16 protein-coding genes are annotated in these 18,828 nt (G+C 72.5%); 10 read left to right on the top strand and 6 right to left on the bottom strand.

Annotated elements, in window-relative coordinates:
• The first annotated feature begins 24 nt into the window (after nt 1–24).
• Nucleotides 25–1,005 (top strand): LacI family DNA-binding transcriptional regulator, encoded by a 981-nt coding sequence (locus ACFFR3_RS28485; protein ID WP_379484144.1) that lies wholly within the window; start codon nt 25–27, stop codon nt 1,003–1,005.
• A 19-nt stretch (nt 1,006–1,024) separates the two neighbouring features.
• Here the strand turns inward: ACFFR3_RS28485 and ACFFR3_RS28480 are convergent, their stop codons facing one another.
• Nucleotides 1,025–2,224, bottom strand: a complete 1,200-nt coding sequence (locus ACFFR3_RS28480) for an MFS transporter (protein WP_379484143.1) — start codon at nt 2,222–2,224, stop codon at nt 1,025–1,027.
• Nucleotides 2,225–2,283: 59 nt separating this feature from the next.
• Here ACFFR3_RS28480 and ACFFR3_RS28475 point away from each other — a divergent pair, with 59 nt between their 5' ends.
• The 9 genes from ACFFR3_RS28475 to ACFFR3_RS28435 all read left to right on the top strand — a co-directional run bounded on the left by ACFFR3_RS28475 (nt 2,284) and on the right by ACFFR3_RS28435 (nt 12,070).
• The gene (locus ACFFR3_RS28475; RefSeq protein WP_379484142.1) at nt 2,284–3,261 is read left to right on the top strand and encodes a helix-turn-helix domain-containing protein; all 978 of its coding nucleotides are present in this window, start codon (nt 2,284–2,286) and stop codon (nt 3,259–3,261) included.
• A gap of 84 nt (nt 3,262–3,345) precedes the next feature.
• Complete coding sequence (locus ACFFR3_RS28470) at nt 3,346–4,311, top strand: sugar-binding transcriptional regulator (RefSeq protein WP_345389074.1); 966 nt, start codon at nt 3,346–3,348, stop codon at nt 4,309–4,311.
• Between the two features lie 133 nt (nt 4,312–4,444).
• Complete coding sequence (locus ACFFR3_RS28465) at nt 4,445–5,533, top strand: ABC transporter substrate-binding protein (protein WP_364369838.1); 1,089 nt, start codon at nt 4,445–4,447, stop codon at nt 5,531–5,533.
• A complete protein-coding gene (locus ACFFR3_RS28460; RefSeq protein WP_364369835.1) occupies nt 5,533–6,312 on the top strand; it encodes an ATP-binding cassette domain-containing protein in 780 nt (259 codons plus the stop codon). The genes ACFFR3_RS28465 and ACFFR3_RS28460 overlap by 1 nt, the downstream gene beginning before the upstream one ends.
• The gene (locus tag ACFFR3_RS28455) at nt 6,309–7,541 is read left to right on the top strand and encodes a sugar ABC transporter permease (protein WP_345389078.1); all 1,233 of its coding nucleotides are present in this window, start codon (nt 6,309–6,311) and stop codon (nt 7,539–7,541) included. Before ACFFR3_RS28460 ends, ACFFR3_RS28455 begins: the two co-directional genes overlap by 4 nt.
• Nucleotides 7,538–9,016: an FGGY family carbohydrate kinase gene (locus ACFFR3_RS28450; protein WP_379484141.1), complete on the top strand. Its 1,479-nt coding sequence runs from the start codon at nt 7,538–7,540 to the stop codon at nt 9,014–9,016. Before ACFFR3_RS28455 ends, ACFFR3_RS28450 begins: the two co-directional genes overlap by 4 nt.
• Entirely contained in the window at nt 9,013–10,446 is a 1,434-nt protein-coding gene (locus tag ACFFR3_RS28445; protein ID WP_379484140.1) for an FGGY-family carbohydrate kinase, read from the top strand. The genes ACFFR3_RS28450 and ACFFR3_RS28445 overlap by 4 nt, the downstream gene beginning before the upstream one ends.
• The gene (locus ACFFR3_RS28440) at nt 10,443–11,066 is read left to right on the top strand and encodes a histidine phosphatase family protein (RefSeq protein ID WP_345389086.1); all 624 of its coding nucleotides are present in this window, start codon (nt 10,443–10,445) and stop codon (nt 11,064–11,066) included. The genes ACFFR3_RS28445 and ACFFR3_RS28440 overlap by 4 nt, the downstream gene beginning before the upstream one ends.
• Complete coding sequence (locus ACFFR3_RS28435) at nt 11,063–12,070, top strand: 2-hydroxyacid dehydrogenase (protein ID WP_364369823.1); 1,008 nt, start codon at nt 11,063–11,065, stop codon at nt 12,068–12,070. The genes ACFFR3_RS28440 and ACFFR3_RS28435 overlap by 4 nt, the downstream gene beginning before the upstream one ends.
• Here the strand turns inward: ACFFR3_RS28435 and ACFFR3_RS28430 are convergent.
• The 5 genes from ACFFR3_RS28430 to ACFFR3_RS28410 form a co-directional block, all read right to left on the bottom strand.
• Nucleotides 12,067–12,927, bottom strand: coding sequence for a carbohydrate ABC transporter permease (locus ACFFR3_RS28430; protein ID WP_364369820.1), 861 nt, complete (start codon nt 12,925–12,927; stop codon nt 12,067–12,069). The genes ACFFR3_RS28435 and ACFFR3_RS28430 overlap by 4 nt on opposite strands.
• Entirely contained in the window at nt 12,924–13,805 is an 882-nt protein-coding gene (locus ACFFR3_RS28425; RefSeq protein ID WP_379484139.1) for a carbohydrate ABC transporter permease, read from the bottom strand. Before ACFFR3_RS28425 ends, ACFFR3_RS28430 begins: the two co-directional genes overlap by 4 nt.
• A 72-nt stretch (nt 13,806–13,877) precedes the next feature.
• Nucleotides 13,878–15,173 (bottom strand): ABC transporter substrate-binding protein, encoded by a 1,296-nt coding sequence (locus ACFFR3_RS28420; protein ID WP_364369814.1) that lies wholly within the window; start codon nt 15,171–15,173, stop codon nt 13,878–13,880.
• Between the two features lie 129 nt (nt 15,174–15,302).
• Nucleotides 15,303–16,073 carry an AMP-binding protein gene (locus ACFFR3_RS28415; RefSeq protein ID WP_379484138.1) on the bottom strand — a complete coding sequence of 257 codons (771 nt, stop codon included), beginning with the start codon at nt 16,071–16,073 and terminating at the stop codon, nt 15,303–15,305.
• Between the two features lie 349 nt (nt 16,074–16,422).
• A complete protein-coding gene (locus ACFFR3_RS28410; RefSeq protein ID WP_379484137.1) occupies nt 16,423–18,798 on the bottom strand; it encodes an ATP-binding protein in 2,376 nt (791 codons plus the stop codon).
• Nucleotides 18,799–18,828 lie beyond the last annotated feature (30 nt).

Genomic DNA, 18,828 nt, shown 5'->3' with positions numbered 1-18,828 from the left:
TCCCGAGTAGGAAATGATCCAGGCGTGAGACCGACGATGAAGGACGTCGCCTCGGCGGCCGGCGTGGCGCTCAAGACCGTCTCGCGGGTCGTGAACGGCGAGCCAGGCGTCCACCCGGCGACCGCGGAGCGGGTGCGGGCGGCCATCGAGCGGCTCGGCTACAGCCGCAACGAGAGCGCGCGCGTGCTGCGCAGGGGCAGGACCGCCACGATCGGGCTGGTCATCGAGGACGTGGCCGACCCGTTCTACTCGGGGCTGAGCAGGGCGGTGGAGGACGTCGTGATCGAGCACGGCTGCCTGCTGCTCAGCGGCTCGTCAGGCGAGGAGCCGGGCAGGGAGCGCGAGCTGGTCGAGACGTTCTGCGCGCGGCGGGTGGACGGGCTGATCGTGGTGCCGGCCGGTGACGACCACACCTACCTGCGACCCGAGCTGGAGGCGGGGACGCCGGTGGTGTTCGCCGACCGGCCGCCTGGCGCGGGGCTCGACGTGGACACCGTGCTGGCCGACAACGCGGGCGGGGCGCGGCAGGCCGTACGTCACCTGATGGCGCACGGGCACCGCAGGATCGCCTTCCTCGGTGACGACCCGGCCATCTTCACCGCCGCCGAGCGGCTGCGCGGCTACCGGGACGAGCTGGGCGAGCTGTACGACGAGCGGCTGGTGGCCATGCGGGCGCCGTCGGCCGAGGCGGTGCATGCGGATCTGGAGCGGATGTTCGCCCTGGACGAGCCCCCGACGGCGCTGTTCACCGGCAACGGCCGCTACACGGTGACGACGCTGCGGGCGCTGGAGCGGCGGCGGGTGGCGCTGGTCGGGTTCGACGACTTCGAGCTGGCCGACCTGCTCGACCCAGGGGTGACCGTGGTGGCGCAGGAGCCCGCCTGGATGGGGCGGGTGGCCGCCGAGCTGCTGTTCCGCCGCCTGGGCGGCGACACGGGCCACTCCGAGCACGTCGAGCTGCCGGTACGCCTGATCGTGCGCGGCTCGGGCGAGCTTCCCCCTTGAATCGGGGGGAGCTTCCCTCTCAAGGCGACGGGACGGCGACGGGGACGGCCGGCGGGCGGAGCACGCGGACCAGCGCGAGCGCGACCAGCACCCCGGCCACCCCCGACGCGGCCATGGCGTACCCGGGGGCGACCACCTCGCCGAGGGCGCCGATCAGCGCCGCGCCGGCCGCCTGCCCGGTCATCAGCCCGGCCGACTGCAGCCCGAACGCCTGCCCGCGCGCCTCCTCCGGCACCGCGTCCACGAACCGCCGCTGCAGCCCGAGCTGGTAGGACAGCCCCGCCGCCCCGAGCGCGGCGAGCAGCGCCGCCCACCCGATGCCGGGCTGAAGGGCGAAGGCGATCCACGGCACCGCGATCAGCACGGCGAGCGGGAACGACAGCCGCTCACGCAGGGCGGGCGCCGCGAACCGGCCCACAGCGAACTCCCCCGCCGCCATGCCGACGGCCGCCGCCGCGAGCACCATCCCGGCCTGCCCCTGCCCGCCGAGGTACGGCACCACCATGGCCTCCGCCCCCGCCATGCACACGCACGGCAGCCACCCGGCCAGCAGCAGTCCCCGTACCCGGCGATCGGCCAGCAGCCGCCGGTTGACCCGCAGCGTCTGGCGGACCGCGCCCGACTCACCGGCCTTGCGCGCCGGCGTGTACGGCAGCCCGTACCGCAGGACGAGAGCCGCCACGACGGACAGCCCGGCGGTGACGGCGAGCGCCCCGGAGGGCCCCGCGACGGCGAGGAACGTGCCACCCGCGGCCAGCCCGACGACCTGCGCGCTCGCCGAGGCCACGTTGAGCAGCGAGCGCCCGAGCACGAACGCGTCGCCTGGCAGCACCTCGGGCAGCATCGCGGCCCGCGCCGCGAAGAACACCGGCGACAGCAGCCCGGACCCGACGACCAGCGCCAGCATCGCCCACACGGGCAGCCCGGCGTAGGCGAGCAGCAGGCAGGTGACGGCCCTGAGCAGCTCGCCGGCGATCATCAGGGCCCGCGCCGGCAGCCGGTCGGCCAGGGAGAGCAGGAAGAGCCCGCCGAAGATGTACGGCAGCCACCCCGCCATGTACGCCGCCGCCGACAGCCCGGCGGATCCCGTCCTGGCGTAGACGAGCACGGACAGGGCCAGCATCTTGATCGAGTCACCGGCGATCAGCAGCGCGAAGCTGCCGAACAGCACCCGGAACTCCTTGACGGCGAACACCTCGCCGAACGTCGCACCCTTCACGGTCACGATGCTGCGGCCCGCCCCGAGCCCCGGGCGACTTCTTCGGATATAACCGAAAGGTGGTGGCGATCGCAGTGGGCCCGCAGGACGTGATGGCCAGCAGGTTCGCCATCTCGCCGCTGATCGAGACCATGCACGCGCAGTGGGTGCTGGCCGGACACTACCGGGCGGGCCCCCACCAGGCGTGGGTGGCGCGATGGCGGGAGACGTACCTGCGGCTGACGCGGGAGCTGCCCGCCCTCCGCGCGGCCGGCGCGATCACCGGCAACAAGGGCAGTGCGAACGTCGACTTCATCGCCCCGCCGCCGACGGCCGTGGACGTGCCGTTCGAGGCGGAGCTGGCCGCCGTGCGGGCCACGCCGGTGGCCCGGGCGCACGCGGACATCGAGCGGGTGCTGGCCGTGCGGCCCCCGGTGGCGCCCTGGGTCAGGGTGCTGCTGTTCGGGCCCGACGTGGTGGCGCTGGTCGCGCGGGCGTACGAGGCGCTGTGGTCGGAGATCCTGGTGCACGAGTGGCCGCGGCTGCGGGCGGTGCTCCAGCGGGACGTGGCCTACCGGGCGGGGCGCCTCGCGGCGTACGGGTGGCAGGCGGCCCTTGAGGACCTGAGCCCGCAGCAGGTGCGCTGGCGGGGCGGGCGGATCGAGGTGAAGCTGCGCAGCATGCAAGGCGAGGAACGGCGGCTGGGCGGCAGGGGGCTGCTGTTCCTGCCGTCGGCGTTCATGGAGAGCGTGGGGGCGTACCTGGAGGAGGGCTGGCCGTACGCGCTGGTCTATCCGGCCAGGGGCATCGCCGCCGTTCCCGCCGCGCCCGACCGGCGGCTGGCGGCGCTGATCGGCCGCAGCAGGGCCCGCATCCTCGCCGAGCTGGCCGAGCCGGCGACGACCACGCAGCTCGCCGCGCTGCTCGGGCAGAGCGTCGGCACGGTCGGCGAGCACGTGGCGGCGCTGCGCGGCGCGGGCCTGATCGCGGGCACCCGCACCGGCCGCAGTGTCGTGTACGCGCGCACCCCGCTCGGCGACGCCCTGATCGGCGGCTAGCCTGTCCCCCGGGACGTGCAGGAAGCACGTGGCTATAGTGGTTGCGCATCAGTTCTGCAAATCTGTTCACCGAGGAGCGCGTGCATGAATGCCGCCGACGTCGCACCCGAGGCGCAGGCCAGATTTCCCCAGGAGCTGATGTACACCGCGGCCCAGCAGTACTACCTGGAGGACGCCACCCAGGGCGACATCGCCAAGCGGCTCGGCGTCAGCAGGGCCACCGTGAGCCGGCTGCTCACCGAGGCCCGCAGGCAGGGCATCGTCGAGATCAGGGTGCACCGCCCGGCCGCGCTGGCGGACGGCCCGCTGGCCGCCGAGGTGGCAGAGGCGCTCGGCCTCGACCGCGTCCACCTGGTGCCCAAGGCCAACGGCCCGGCCCTCGGCCCCTGGCTCGCGCCCGGCGTGGCCCGTGCGCTGGCCGGTGCCGGGCTGGTGTCGGGCGACGTCGTGCTGGTCTCCTCCGGCACCACCGTCTACGAGTGCGCCCGCGAGGACCTCGGCCGCCATCCCGGCGTGACCATCGCCCCCGCGGTGGGCGGCCAGGAGGAGCCGCAGCCCTGGTACCAGACCAACGAGACCACCCGCATCCTGGCCGAACGCGTCGGCGGCGTGCCCGCCTACCTCTACGCGCCCGCCCTGCCGGGCCCCGAGCTGTTCTACTCGCTGCAGCACGAACCGTCGGTGCGCCGGGTGATGGACCTGTGGGGGCGGGCCAAGTGCGCGCTCGTCGGCGTCGGCTCCGCGCCGCTGATGCGGCAGATGGTGCCCTCGCTCATGCCCCGCGACGCCGACAGCCTGCGCCAGGCGGTGGGCGACGTGTGCATGCGGATCTACGACCGCGACGGGGCTCCGGTGACGTACCCGGGCAGCGAGCGGCTGGTCGCGGCCGAGCAGGAGGACCTGCGGCGCATCCCGCACACGATCGCGGTCGCGGTCGGAGCCGAGAAGGTGCTCTCGATCGTGGCCGGCGCCAGGGGCGGCTACTTCAACCAGCTCGTCACGGACACGCCCACGGCGGAAGGGCTCGTCGCCGCCGCCCACCAGCTCTGAACATCTTTGCTGGACAAAGTTTCTGACAGCGCGCTAACGTGAGCCGCACCACAGGCTGTGCGCTCCTGCGCGGGCGTCCCTGTCTCGGGGACGGCGTGCGTTCAGAAACCTGGCGTAAGTGAGGTAACAACCCGTGAACAGAGCTCAGATGCGGACCTCCGCGTTCGCCGCGGCGGCCGTGCTCGCCGCCTCCGTGCTGGCCGCCTGCGGCTCCGGCGCCGGCTCGACCGGCGGGGACACCGGGGGAGGCGGCGACCCGCAGAACGCCAAGGTCGCCTTCCTCATGCCCGACCTCGCGTCCACGCGCTACGAGCTGCAGGACAAGCCGCTGTTCGAGGCGAAGATGAAGCAGCTCTGCCCGACCTGCGAGGTCATCTACCAGAACGCCGACTCCGACGCCTCCAAGCAGCAGCAACAGGCCAACTCCGCGCTCGCGCAGGGCGTCAAGGCCATCGTGATCGACCCGGTCGACTCCGCCGCCGCGGCCACCATCGTCAAGTCGGCGCAGTCGCAGCAGGTGCCGATCATCGCCTACGACCGGCCCATCCCGGCCACCCCCGCCGACTACTACATCTCGTTCGACAACGAGAAGATCGGCCAGCTGATCGCGCAGTCCCTCGTCGACCACCTCAAGGAGGAGAAGGCCGAGGGCGGCATCCTCCAGGTCAACGGCTCCCCCACCGACGCGGCGGCCGGGCTGATCAAGAAGGGCATCCACAGCGCGGTCGACCCCAGCGGCTTCAAGCTGCTGGCCGAGTACGACACCCCCGACTGGCAGCCGGAGAAGGCCCAGACCTGGGTCAGCGGCCAGATCACCCAGTTCAAGGACCAGATCGTCGGCGTGGTCGCGGCCAACGACGGCACCGGCGGCGGCGCGATCGCCGCGTTCAAGGCCGCCGGCGTGAAGGTGCCGCCGGTCACCGGCAACGACGCCGAGATCGCCGCCGCCCAGCGCATCATCAACGGTGACCAGTACAACACGATCTCCAAGCCCATCAAGATCGTGGCCGAGGCGTCGGCGAACGTGGCCTGGGAGTTCATGCAGGGCAAGAAGCCCGCCGGCAAGACCACGCTGTACGACACACCGTCCGAGCTGTTCGTCCCCACGGTCGTCACCAAGGAGAACGTCAAGGAGGTGCTGTTCGACAGCGGCATCATGAAGGCGTCCGAGGTGTGCACCGGCGAGTACGCCAAGGGCTGCGACGAGCTCGGAATCAAGTGATGAGCGTTCTGTCCCTCCGGGGGATCAGCAAGACGTTCGGCGCGGTCGCCGCGCTCACCGACATCGAGCTCGACGTGGACGCCGGCCAGGTCGTGGCGGTCGTCGGCGACAACGGCGCGGGCAAGTCCACGCTGGTCAAGATCCTGTCGGGGGTGCACCCGCCGGACGCGGGCACGATCACGTTCGAGGGCCGCGAGGTGCACATCCCCACCCCGGCCGCCGCGCACCGGCTCGGCATCGCCACGGTCTTCCAGGACCTCGCGCTGTGCGAGAACCTCAACGTCATCCAGAACCTCTTCCTCGGCCAGGAGATCCGCCCGCTGCGGCTCAACGACGTGGCCATGGAGACCCGCTCGTGGGAGCTGCTGCGCCAGCTCTCGGCCAAGATCCCGAGCGTGCGGGTGCCGGTCGCGGCCCTGTCGGGCGGCCAGCGGCAGACCGTCGCCATCGCGCGGTCGCTGCTCGGCGACCCCAAGGTGATCATCCTGGACGAGCCCACGGCCGCGCTCGGCGTGGCCCAGACCGCCGAGGTGCTCAACCTGGTCGAGCGGCTGCGCGAGAACGGCCTCGGCGTGATCATGATCAGCCACAACATGGCCGACGTGAAGGCCGTCGCCGACACCGTCGCGGTGCTGCGGCTCGGCCGCAACAACGGCGTGTTCGCCGTGGACGAGGTCACCACCGAGGACATCATCTCGGCCATCACCGGCGCCACCGACAACGCGGTGTCCCGCCGGGCCCAGCGCGGCCAGGGAGCACAAGGAGGACAGGTGTCATGACCGCCGTGACCACCGACCGCCAGGACGAGCGGCTGCGGCAGAGCGAGGGCCTGCGGGGCGCGCTCTCCGACGTGGTGGAGCGGGCCCGCGGCGGCGACCTCGGCGTCATCCCCGTCGTGGTGGGCCTGATCGTCATCTGGTCGGTCTTCCAGGCGCTCAACCCGATCTTCCTGTCCAGCGCGAACCTGGTGAACCTCACGCTGGAGTCGGCCGCCGTCGGCGTCATCGCGCTCGGCATCGTGTGCGTGCTGCTCGTCGGCCAGATCGACCTGTCCGTCGGCTCGGTCAGCGGCCTGTCGGGCGCGGTGCTCGCGGTGCTCTTCGTCGGCCAGGGCCTGCCCGTGTGGGTGGCGATCGCCGCGTCGGTGCTCATGGGCGCGGTCATCGGCTGGGTGTACGGGCAGCTGTTCAACCGGTTCGGGGTGCCCAGCTTCGTCATCACGCTGGCCGGGCTGCTCGCCTTCCTCGGCTTCCAGCTCTACGTGCTGGGCACCAAGGGGTCGATCAACCTGCCGTTCGACTCGGGCCTGGTGAACTTCGCGCAGCTCGACTTCGTGCCCGCGTGGCTCTCGTACACGTTCGCGGTGATCGCGGCCGGCTGGCTGTTCGCCGGCGGCTACCTGCACGCCAGGCAGCGGCGCAAGGCCGGGCTGTCGGCCCGCAGCACGACGACGCTGGTCGTGCGGAGCGTGGCGCTGCTCGCGGTGCTCGCGTTCGTGGTCTGGTACCTCGGGCAGACGCGCGGCGTGGGCTGGATGTTCGTCTTCTTCGTGGCGCTGGTGCTGATCATGCACTACCTGCTGTCACGGACGAAGTGGGGCAGATCCGTGTACGCCGTCGGCGGCAACGTCGAGGCCGCACGCCGCGCCGGCATCAACGTCCGGGCCGTCTACACCTCGGTGTTCGTGCTCTGCTCGACGTTCGCCGCGGTCGGCGGCATCCTCGCCGCGGCCAGGCTGGCGGCGGCCAACCAGAGCAGCGGCGCGGGCGACGTCAACCTCAACGCGATCGCCGCGGCGGTGATCGGCGGCACCAGCCTGTTCGGCGGGCGCGGCACCGCGTTCGGCGCGCTGCTCGGCATCATCGTCATCCAGTCCATCTCCAGCGGCCTGACACTGCTCAACCTCGACTCCTCGATCCGGTTCGTGGTGACCGGCGCGGTGCTGCTGCTCGCCGTGATCGTCGACTCGGTCTCGCGCCGGTCCAGGACCTCGCACGGCAGGGCATGATGGCGATCATCTGCGTGGACGCCGGCACCACGGTCATCAAGGCCGTCGGGTACGACGACGCCGGCGCCGAGGCGGCCGTGGCCCGCCGCGCGACCGTGGTCACCAGGCCCGCGCCCGGCCACACCGAGCAGGACATGCACGCCGTCTGGGACGCGGTGGCCGAGACCGTGCGCGAGGTCGCCGCCCAGACGGGTGGGGCCGAGTTCGTCGCGGTCACCGCCCAGGGCGACGGCTGCTGGCTGGTCGACGCCGCGGGCGAGCCCACCGGCCCCGCCATCCTGTGGAACGACGCCAGGGCCGCCGCAGCCGTGGCCGCCTGGACGCGCGACGGCCTGGCCGAGACCGCGTTCCGCCGCAACGGCTCGTCGGCCGCGTCCGGGCTGCCGCACGCCATCCTCACCTGGCTGCGCGCCCACGACCCCGATCGCCTCGGCCGCTCCAGCGCCATGCTGACCTGCGGCGGCTGGATCTTCTCCCGGATGACCGGGGAGATCGCCGCCGACGAGTCCGACGCCTCGGCACCGTTCATGGACCTGCGGGAACGGGCGTACTCGCCCGAGCTGCTGCGCCTGTTCGGCCTGGAGTGGGCCGAGCGGCTGCTGCCGCCGATCAGGCCGACGCCGGTCGCCGGGCTCACCGCGCGGGCCGCCGAGACGCTGGGGCTCGCGCCGGGCACGCCGGTGGTCATGGCCCCGTACGACATCGCCGCCACGGCACTCGGCTCCGGCGCGGTCCGCCCAGGGCAGGCGTGCGGCATCCTCGGCACCACGCTGTGCACCGAGGTCATCGCCGCCGCGCCCGACCTCGACGGCCCGCCGACCGGCATCACGATCGCCCTGCCCGGCGGCTACCTGCGGGCCTTCCCCACGTTCGCGGGCACCGAGGTGGTGCAGTGGACGTGCCGCCTGCTGGGGCTGTCGGCCCCCGACGAGCTGGGCGAGCTGGCCATGACGAGCGAGCCGGGCGCGGGCGGGCTGGCGTTCCTGCCGTACCTGTCGCCGGCCGGTGAGCGGGCGCCGTTCTCCGACCCGCTGGCCAGGGGCGCGCTGCTCGGCATGTCGTTCGAGCACGGCAGGGGCCACGTCGCGCGGGCCGTGCTCGAGGGGCTGACCATGGTGATCCGCGACTGCCTGGCGGCGACCGGGGCGGCGCCGACCGAGCTGCGGGTGTGCGGCGGCGGCGCGAACAGCGCGGTCTGGCTGCAGCTCATCGCCGACGTCACCGGGCTGCCGGTGCGCCGCTCCACCGACACCGAGGTGGGCGCGCGCGGGGCGGCGCTGGTGGGGATGGCGGCCACGGGCGGGGCGCCGTCGGTCGCCGAGGCGGCAACGCAGCACGTACGGCTGCGCCAGGCCGTCGAGCCCGGCCCCGGCCGCAGGGCACTCTACGACGACCTCTTCGCCGCCTTCCTGACCCTGCGCGGCGGCACCGCCGAGAACTGGCCGCTGCTGGCCGAGCTGAGGGACCGTACATGAGCGTGTGGATCGGCATCGACCTCGGAACCCAGAGCGTGCGCGCGCTGGCCGTGGCGGGCGACGGCCGGGTGCTCGGCACCGGCAGCCGCCCGCTGACCAGCCACCGCGACGGGCCGCGGCACGAGCAGGACCCCGAGCAGTGGTGGCGGGAGCTGGCCGCGGCCACCCGCGAGGCGCTGCGCGGCGTGCCCGCCGGTGAGCGGGTCGAAGGCGTCGCCGTGGACGCCACCTCTGGAACGATCCTGCTGACCGACGCCGAGGGCCGCGCCGTGACGCCCGCCCTCATGTACGACGACCGCCGCGCCGACGCCACCCGCGCCAACGAGGCGGGCGCCGCGGTGTGGGAACGGCTCGGCTACCGCCGCATGCAGCCGAACTGGGCCCTGCCGAAGCTGCTGTGGCTGCTGCGCGACGCCCCTCCAGGCGCCCGCGCCGCCCACCAGAGCGACTTCGTCAACCGCCGCCTGGTCGGCCACGAGGTGGCCACCGACCTGAGCAACGCGCTCAAGACCGGCGTGGACCTGATCGACGAGCGCTGGCCTTCCGACGTGTTCGACGTGCTGGGCGTGCCCGAGGGCATGCTGCCCGCCGTCGTACGCCCCGGCGCCCGGCTCGGCACGGTGTGCGCGGCGGCGGCGGAGGAGACCGGCCTGCCCGAGGGCACCCCGGTGATCGCCGGCACCACCGACGGCTGCGCCGCCCAGCTCGGCGCGGGCGCCCGGCAGCCGGGCAGCTGGAACTCGGTGATCGGCACGACGCTGGTGCTCAAGGGCGTCACCAAGGAGCTGATCCACGACCCGCTCGGCGTGGTCTACTCCCACCGCGCGCCCGACGGCTCCTGGCTGCCCGGCGGCGCCTCAAGCACGGGCGCCGGCGTGCTCTCCCGCGACCTGCCGGGCGCCGACCTCGACGCGCTCAGCCGGCGGGCCGCCGAGCGGTACGGCCGCCGCCTGCCGCCGGTCGTCACGTATCCGCTGGTGTCGCGGGGCGAGCGCTTCCCGTTCGCGGCGCCCGCCGCCGAGGGCTTCACGCTCGGGGAGCCGGCCGACGACGTCGAGCGCTACGCCGCCATCCTGCTCGGCGCGGCCTTCGTCGAGCGGCTCTGCTTCGACTACCTCGACCTGCTCGGCGCGCCCGTGGACGGGGAGATCATCCTGACCGGCGGCGCCACCAGGAGCGCCTACTGGACACGACTGCGCGCCGACGTGCTGGAACGCCCGGTGACGCTGCGCGAGAACGCCGAGCCCGCCCTGGGCATGGCCGTCCTGGCGGGCGGCGACCCGGCCGCCATGATCAGGACGAGCGCCGTCGTCGAGCCGTCGGACGCCGGCGTGCGCGGGCCGTACCTGCGGTTCGTGGCCGAGCTCGAACAACGCGGCTGGCTCGACGGCCGGGCCGCCGCACACGCCCGTGAGAGGACCACCCGATGACCGACCTCGTTCTCGTCCGCCACGGCGAGACCGTCTGGCACGCCGAGAACCGCTACGCCGGGATCAGCGACGTCGAGCTGACCCCACGCGGCCGCGAACAGGCCGCCGAGCTGGCGTCCTGGGCGGCGGGAGCGGGACTCACCGCCGTGTGGGCGTCCACGCTGAGCCGGGCCAGGATCACCGCCCAGGCCGCCGCCGACCAGGCCGGACTGCCCGTGCGGACCGACGAGCGGCTGCGCGAGCTGGACTTCGGTCAGGGCGAAGGGCTCACCTCGGCCGAGATGAAGGCCCGATTCCCCGAGGCCAGGGCCGCGTTCGAGGCCGACCCGGCCGGGAACCCGCTGCCGGGTGGCGAGGACCCGTACGAGGCCGCGGGCCGCTTCACCGCCGCGCTCGACGACATCGCCGCCGCGCACTCCGGAGGCCGAGTGCTGGTGGTCGCGCACACGACCGCCATCAGGCTCGCCCTGTGCGGGCTGCTGGGAGTGCCGCTCGGCGAGTACCGGCGGTTGTTCCCCCGGCTCGACAACTGCGCACTGACCGAGCTGCGCCTGTGCGACGCCCGTACGGGACGGGTGGCGATGCTGCAGTACAACTCCCCGATTGGAGCCGTTCGTTGACACTCAAAGTCCTTGCCGCAGGCGACCACTTCGTCAGGAACAGCCTGCTCATCGACGCGCTGAAGAGCGCGGTGCCCGGTGAGCTGGACGTCCGCGAGCTGACGCTGCCCTGGCCGGTCGAGCCGTTCGGCCGGGTGGGCGAGGTGGACGAGGCGTCCGACGTGGAGGACGAGCTGATCGAGGCGCTGCGCGGGGTGGAGGTGTGCGTCACCCAGATGGCGCCGCTGACCAAGCGGGTCCTGGACGCCTCGCCGGAGCTGCGGCTGTTCTGCGTGAGCAGGGGAGGTCCGGTCAACGCCAACCTGGAGGCGGCGTCCGAGGCCGGGGTGAAGGTGACGTTCGCGCCGGGCCGCAACGCGGTGGCCACCGCCGAGCACACGCTCGCCATGCTGCTCGCCGCCACCCGGCGCATCCCGCAGACCCACGCTGAGCTGGCCGCCGGGGTGTGGCGGGGCGACTACTACACCTACGACCGGGTCGGGCCCGAGCTGGAGGGCAACACGGTCGGCCTGGTCGGCTACGGCGCGATCGGCAGCAGGGTGGCCCGCATGCTCGAAGGGTTCGGCGCGACCGTGCTCGTCCACGACCCCTACGTGGACGTGCCCGGCAACGTCGGCCTGCCCGAGCTGCTCGAACGCTCGCTGTTCGTCTCCCTGCACGCCCGCGCCACCCCCGAGACCACCGGGATGATCGGCAAGGCCGAGATCGCCGCCATGCCGGCCGGCTCGGTGCTGGTCAACTGCGCGAGGGGCGCGCTGCTCGACTACGACGCGCTGTGCGACGCGCTCGACTCCGGCCACCTGTTCGGCGCCGCGTGCGACGTCTTCCCCGACGAGCCGATCCCGCCGGGCTCACGCCTGCTCACGACGCCGAACCTGGTGATGACCCCGCACCTGGCCGGGGCCAGCAAGGAGACGGCGATGAAGGCGGCCGCGATCGTGGCCGCCGACGTGGCCCGCTACGTACGCGGCGAGCCCGTCGCCCACCTCGCCAATCCGAGCTAACCCTTGAGTGCGCCCGCCATGAGCCCGCGCATGAAGAACCGGCCGAGCAGCACGTAGATCAGCATCGTCGGGATCGACGCCAGGATGGCGGCGGCCATCTGCTGGCTGTACGGGGTGGCCTGCGCGCCCGCGATGTTGTTCAGCATCACGGTCGTGGGCCAGCTCGTCGGCCCGGTGAGGAACACCGCGAACAGGAAGTCGTTCCACATCGAGGTGAACTGCCAGATGATCACCACGGCGATCGCGGGCCCCGACACCGGCAGGATGACCGACCAGTACGCCCGCAGCATGCCGGCCCCGTCCACCCGTGACGCCTCGATCAGCTCGTCGGGGATCGTCACGTAGTAGTTGCGGAAGATCAGCGTGCAGATCGGGATGCCGTACACGACGTGCGCCAGCACCAGGCCGGGGATGCCGCCGTAGAAGACGCCCTGGAGCCCGGTGAGGTCGTTGAGCCCGACGAGGAGCTGCACGAGCGGGATCATCACGCCCTGGTAGGGGATGAACATGCCGAACAGGAACAGCGTGAACAGCACGTCGGCCCCGGGGAAGCGCCATTTGGACAGCACGTAGCCGTTCATGGAGCCGAGCGCGCACGACAGCAGCGATCCTGGCACCGCGAGCAGCACGCTGTTCCACAGGCCGGGGGCCAGCTTCTCCCAGGCCACCCGCCATGCCTCGGTCGTCCACGTCTGCGGCAGGTTCCACGCCTGCCCGGGGTCGGCCTCGGTGAGCGGCTTGAAGCTGGTGACCAGCAGGACGTAGATCGGGATGAGGAAGATCAGGACGAACAGGATCAGCACGACGAGCCGCGCGTACTGGAAGCCCGTCGCCCTGCGCCCGGCCACCGCCGTCATGAACGCCTCTCCTTACGCACCGACCAGATCAGGTACGGGATCACGAAGATCGCCACGCTGAGCACGATGTAGGACGCGATCGTGGCCCCCTTGGCCGGGTCGTGCGAGTCGAAGACCGCGACCCACATGAACACCGCGGGCACGTCCGTGATGATCTGCTTGCCGGACACCGCCACGATCAGGTCGAAGACCTTGAGCGAGATGTGCCCGAGGATGATCAGCGCCGAGAGCGTGACCGGCCTGAGCATGGGCAGCACCACGTGCCGGTAGACGCCCCACTCGTTGCAGCCGTCCACGCGGGCGGCCTCGCGCAGCTCCTCGGGGACGCCGCGGAACCCGGCCAGGAAAAGCGCCATGATATATCCGGACATCTGCCAGATCGCTGGCAGCGCCATCGCGGCCATCCCCCAGTCGGGGTCACGGAACCACTGCCACTGCGGCAGCCCGATCCAGTCGAACAGCCGGTTCAGACCGACCGCCCGCTCCCCCGTCCCGGAGTTCATCAGCCACCGCCACACGATGCCGGTCGCGACGAACGAGATCGCCATCGGGAACAGGTAGATCGCGCGGAACGTGCCCTCGCCCCTGATCCCCTTCTCCATCAGGAACGCCAGGAGCCAGCCGAGCAGCAGCGCCCCCAGCACGAAGACGATCGTGAAGACGATCGCGTGGTTCACGGAAAGGTGCCAGCGGGGCTGGTCCCAGATGTCCACGAAGTTCTGCAGCCCCACGAACTTCCCCTCGGACACCTCATCGTGCTTGTCGGTCATCGCCAGGCGGAAGTTCCAGCCCAGCATGCCGTACACGAAGACGCCGATCAGGATGATCGACGGTGTCACGAGGAGGAGCCCGGGCAGCCACGAGCGTGCCCGCCTCACAAGAATGACCTCCCACGGGTGCGGCGGGCCCGCGATCCGGGCCCGCCGCACCGTGCCGTTGTCGAGCGGCTGTTACTGCGCGTTGGCCGTGGCCGCGTCGGCCAGCGCCTGCTGCAGCGCCTTGACGTCCTTGGTGCCGATGAACAGGCCGACCGCCTCGTTGATCGCGGCCAGCCAGGGCTGGTTCACCGCCACGCCGTGCTGGATGGAGCCGGCGAGCTTGTTGCTCGACCAGTCCTTCAGCGCGTCCGCCAGGTAGTCGGTGTAGAGCGACTGGTCGGCGTCCTTGCGGGCGGGGATGGAGCCCTTCTTCGGGTTGAAGGCGTCCTGGCCCTCCTTGCTGGCGGCCACCTTCAGCCACGCCGTGGCGCCCTCGCGGTTCTTCGCGCCCTTGGGGAGCGTGAAGCTGTCGGACAGCCACAGGTACGTGCCCTCGGTGCCGGGCGACGGCGCCCAGTCGAAGTCCGTCTTCGACGTCTTGCCGAGGCCGCCCTCCGGCGGGTTGTGGAAGTAGCCGTAGGCCCAGTCGCCCATGATGTTGAACGCCGCCTCGCCGTCGGCCACCTGCTTGGCGGCCGGCTGCCAGTCGTCCTGCGGGTCGCCCGCGTACTCCATGATCTTGGCGAAGCTCTGCAGGGCGGTCGTCACCTGCGGGCTGTTCCAGTCGGCGCCCGGCTTGAACAGCGCGTTGTAGGCGTCGGCGCCGAGCGTGCCGAGCAGCACGCTTTCCAGCAGGTGGGTGACCGTCCACTCCGACCCGATGGACAGCGGGATCTTGCCCTTGGCCTTGACCTTCTCCAGCGCCGCGACGAACTCCTCGATCGTCTTGGGCGCGCCCGCGACACCGGCCTCCTTCAGCACGGCCGGGTTGAACCACAGGACGTTCGAGCGGTGGATGTTCACCGGCACGGAGTAGATCTTGCCGTCGACGCTGATCTGCTCCACGAGCTGCTCGGGGAAGACGTCCTTCAGCTTCAGCTCGTCGTAGAGCGGGGTCAGGTCCTCCAGGTTGCCGGCCTTGATGTAGCCCTGCAGCTCGGCGCCCGCGTGACCCTGGAACGTGTCGGGCGGCGTGCTGGCCTGGAGCTTCGACTGCAGCAGCGCCTTGGCCTTGTCGCCGGAGCCGCCCGCCACCGCGGCGTCGAAGAAGGTGTAGTTCGGGTTCTTCTCCTCGAAGATCTTCTTCATCGCCTGCAGGCCGTCGGCCTCACCCGGCCCTGTCCACCAGGAGAAGACCTCAACCTGCTGTTTCCCGCCGCCTTCCGCCGCGGGTGTCTGCGCCGTCTGTCCGCCGCCGTCGCCTCCGCAGGCCGCCAGACCCAGCACGCTGACCATCGTGATCGATACGGCTGCTAACCACCGTCGCATGCCCACACCATCCCTTCGATCCCCCCGAAGGTTTGACACTTGACAACGTTGTCAACGTGTGGCTATCAACCCACTTCGTGCCGCGCCTCGTCAAGGGATGGGCGGTAACAGCTCCGCATATTCGGGCCGTCAGACGCGCTCCATCGTGCCGCCAGGGCCCGCGAGCACGGTGACGCCGAAGTCGTGCCGGGTGCCCGCCAGGTCACCGCCGCCCGCCGCCACCACCAGAGCGCCCTTCGACACCCCGAGCGCCACCAGGGCGAGCAGGTCGCAGCCGCCGTCGGGCCGCCACGTGGTCAGCACCACGTCGGACTCGGCCAGGTGAAGGCGCACATCGAGCTCCGCCATCCGGGCCAGCAGCTCCGCGTGGGACAGGCGGCGGCCGTCGGCCAGCAGCAGCGCGGGCTGGCTCGCCGCGTCGAGCGCGGGCAGCGCGGTCGGCTCCAGCGTGAGCAGGCAGCGGAAGTCGATCGTGTCGAGCGCGCGGCCCAGCGAGTAGATCTGACGCACCCGCGACAGCTCGGCCGCCTGGATCGCCGACTCGGCCAGGTCAGGCGTGGTGATCAGAGCGCGGGCGTCGCACTCGCGCAGCCGCTCGGCCAGCTCGTACGCCCCCGCCCCCGCCTCGACCGGCGCCGCCACCCCGCCCGCGGCCACCACGGTGTGCACCGCCAGCGTCTGCGCCCCCGCCGTGGAGACATGTACGCCCACCACCTGGTCACGCCGGGCGCCCCTGCGCACGAGCCCCGAGGCGGCCCTGGTCACCTCGGTCACCAGCCGCCGGTAGCCGTAGACGTGACCGCCCCGCAGGTCGACCAGCGCGGGCCGGTCGCCACGCTCGTAGGCCCGGCGGAACACTTCGTGGATCACGGTGCCGGTGGCCGGGGCGGTGGGTCTCATGCCCGCCAACGTACGGCGGGGTCAGGCGGGCGAGCATCCACCGATCTATGTAGGCGGATGTGCATTCGGCGATGGGGAGGAACGTGTGGGCGGGCCCGAGCCCTGCGCGACCCGGGCCCGCTGTCACGCGCCCGGGGCCCGGCCCCCACCCCTCCGAGAAGGCCGCTCCCCGTGTGGGTGCGTGACGTCATCGACCGAACGGCTGCGCGGCTCCCCGTTGGGATGAGACGGGGATCGCGCGGCACGGCCGATCACACGAAGAACGGTAGGCGTGCACAATGCCCCCGCACATGCGCTGACATGGCCATTCGACGATGTAAGCCGACGGGCGCCGGGATGTGTAGAGACGTCACCGGCCGCCGATCACCCATGCGGCGATCTGTGTACGTGTGGAGAAGCCCAGCTTCGCGAGCATGTTGGCGACGTGCCTGGCGACGGTCGCCGGACTGATCACCAGCTCCTCGGCGATCGCCCTGTTGCTCAGCCCGCGCGCGACCAGCTCGGCGATCTCCCGCTCCCTGGCCGTGAGCCTGCTGTCGCGGCTGACCGGCACGACGGGACGGGCCGGCGGCTCGGGCAGCTCGCCGTCGAGCGCGCAGGCCACCGCCTGCTCGGCCGTCATGGCGGCGCCCTCGGCCCACAGCACGCCGACCACGGCCTCGCCCAGCCGGTCGCGGGCCGGTCGCAGCACGTCCTCGGTACGCGCGTCCGGCTGCCGCCCGCCCAGCGTCACCGCGGCCGCCGCCAGCAGCACCGCCCGCCGGTGGTCGCCCTCCGCCGCCACCAGCACCGCCCACGCCTCCAGCCGCCGCGCGATGCCCGCGCGCAGGCCGGCGTCGCGGCTGAGCGTCAGCGCCTCCGTCAGCCTGGCCCGCGCCTCGGTCAGGTCGCCCTCGTCCAGCGCCACCCTGCCGAGGCCGGCCAGGCAGCTCACGATGTGCTGGCGGGCGTCGATGTGGCGCAGCAGGCGCAGCCCCGCGTCGTAGTGCCGCCTGGCCGCCGCGAGGTCGCCGGAGCGCCGCGCCACCTGGGCCAGGCCGATGTGCGCCAGGCTCTGCCCGTAGTGGTTGTCCAGCTCCTCGTGGACGCTCAGCACGTCGCGGAAGTCCCGCCTGGCCTCCTTCAGCCGCCCGTGGTGCAGCCCCGAGCGCGCTCTGACGGCCTTGGCCAGCGACTCCAGCACCAGGTCGCCCGAGCGTCCGGTCAGCTCAAGGGCGCGGTCCAGCAGGGCCTGGTCGCCGGTGAGCTGGGACAGCACGATCGCCCCTATCGTCTCGCCGTACTCGTCGCCGGCCGCCGCGCACTGCTCGTGACCCGCCCGTACGTGCCGCAGCGCCGGCTCGACGTCGCCCGCCGCCAGCGCCAGCTCGCCGCGCAGGATCGTGGCCTGGCCGCGCAGCGCCTCCGGCACCTGCGCGTCGTCGAGGGCGAGCAGCCGGTCGAGCCGCTCGGCCATGTCGAGCTTCCTGCCACTGCCGATCAGCAGGTAGCGGGTGTCGGCCAGCAGGGCGAGCGTCGTCCGCGCCGCACCGGTCGCGATCGACCAGTCGCAGGCCGCGCCCACCTCCGCCTTGAGGCCGTCGAACAGGTTGATGAAGCGCTCGACCACCGGCCACGACGTGCGTACGCCCGGGGCCAGCGCGTGCTTGAACCGCTCCCCCAGCCTCGCCAGCGCGGCCAGGTGCCGCCCGCGCAGCTCGGCCTCCTCGCCCGACTCGGCCAGCTGCTCGAGCGCGTATTCGCGGACGGTCTCCAGCAGGCGGTAGCGGGCCTGCCCGGCGATCTCGCCGTCGAGGACGACCAGCGACTTGTCCACCAGGTCGCACAGCCGCGCCAGCACCTCCTCCTCGGCCAGCCCCGGGCCCGCGCAGACCCACTCGGCCAGGTCGAGGGTCCAGGACGAGCGGAAGACGGCGGTCCTGCGCAGCAGCAGGCGCTCCTGGGAACTGAGCAGCCGGTAGCTCCAGTCGACCGCCGCCCTGAGTGTGCGGTGGCGGGCAGGGGCCGTGCGCGCGCCGCCCGCCAGCAGTCTGAACCGGTCGTCGAGGCGCTCGACGAGCTGGCGTACGGACAGGACCCTGACCATGGCGGCGGCCAGCTCGATCGCCAGCGGCAGCCCGTCGAGCGCCCGGCACAGCTTCTCGGCCAGCGGCCTGGTCTCGTCGGTCAGCTCGAACTCGGGCCGCGCCGCCGTCGCCCTCGTCACGAACAGCCGCACCGCCTCGCTCTCACCGCCGTCCGGCCTGCTGACGGACAGCGGCGGCACCCGCCACACGGTCTCGCCAGGGACGCGCAGCGGCTCACGGCTGGTGGCCAGCACGGTCAGCCCCTTGCAGGCGCTCAGCAGGTCCCTGCACAGCTCCGCGCACTCCCCGATCACCGGCTCGCAGTTGTCGAGCAGCAGGAGCAGCCGGCGGTCGCCGATCGTCTCCGCGAGGTCGCCGGCGATCCCGAGCGCCGCCGCCACGTGCCCGCGCAGCTCCCCCTTGTCGAGATCGGCCAGCTCGATCAGGCAGACGCCCCCGGATCGAGTCGCCGGATGTGCGGTGCCCAGGCGGGAGGCCAGCCGCAGCGCCAGCCGCGTCTTGCCGATCCCGCCCGCCCCGCACAGGGTCACGCACCGGGAGACACCGAGCAGATGGACGAGCTCGTCGAGATCGGACTCCCGGCCCACGAAAGGATTGGGCTCGGCCGGCAGGTTGCTGGGGTCGGCGGTTCGCAGCATCACTGTGAGTGTGACACCAACTACGGTTCG

Source organism: Nonomuraea salmonea (assembly GCF_042428605.1).
GTDB lineage: Bacteria > Actinomycetota > Actinomycetes > Streptosporangiales > Streptosporangiaceae > Nonomuraea > Nonomuraea salmonea.
This window is presented reverse-complemented; position numbering and strand designations above follow the sequence as displayed.

Bases quoted from the DNA above. Each gene is read 5' to 3' on its own strand.
- ACFFR3_RS28445 (WP_379484140.1), top strand. From the start codon at position 9,013: ATGAGCGTGTGGATCGGCATCGACCTCGGAACCCAGAGCGTGCGCGCG.
- ACFFR3_RS28415 (WP_379484138.1), bottom strand. From the start codon at position 16,073: ATGAGACCCACCGCCCCGGCCACCGGCACCGTGATCCACGAAGTGTTC.
- ACFFR3_RS28470 (WP_345389074.1), top strand. From the start codon at position 3,346: ATGAATGCCGCCGACGTCGCACCCGAGGCGCAGGCCAGATTTCCCCAG.
- ACFFR3_RS28450 (WP_379484141.1), top strand. From the start codon at position 7,538: ATGATGGCGATCATCTGCGTGGACGCCGGCACCACGGTCATCAAGGCC.
- ACFFR3_RS28460 (WP_364369835.1), top strand. From the start codon at position 5,533: ATGAGCGTTCTGTCCCTCCGGGGGATCAGCAAGACGTTCGGCGCGGTC.
- ACFFR3_RS28455 (WP_345389078.1), top strand. From the start codon at position 6,309: ATGACCGCCGTGACCACCGACCGCCAGGACGAGCGGCTGCGGCAGAGC.
- ACFFR3_RS28410 (WP_379484137.1), bottom strand. From the start codon at position 18,798: ATGCTGCGAACCGCCGACCCCAGCAACCTGCCGGCCGAGCCCAATCCT.
- ACFFR3_RS28420 (WP_364369814.1), bottom strand. From the start codon at position 15,173: ATGCGACGGTGGTTAGCAGCCGTATCGATCACGATGGTCAGCGTGCTG.
- ACFFR3_RS28430 (WP_364369820.1), bottom strand. From the start codon at position 12,927: ATGACGGCGGTGGCCGGGCGCAGGGCGACGGGCTTCCAGTACGCGCGG.
- ACFFR3_RS28440 (WP_345389086.1), top strand. From the start codon at position 10,443: ATGACCGACCTCGTTCTCGTCCGCCACGGCGAGACCGTCTGGCACGCC.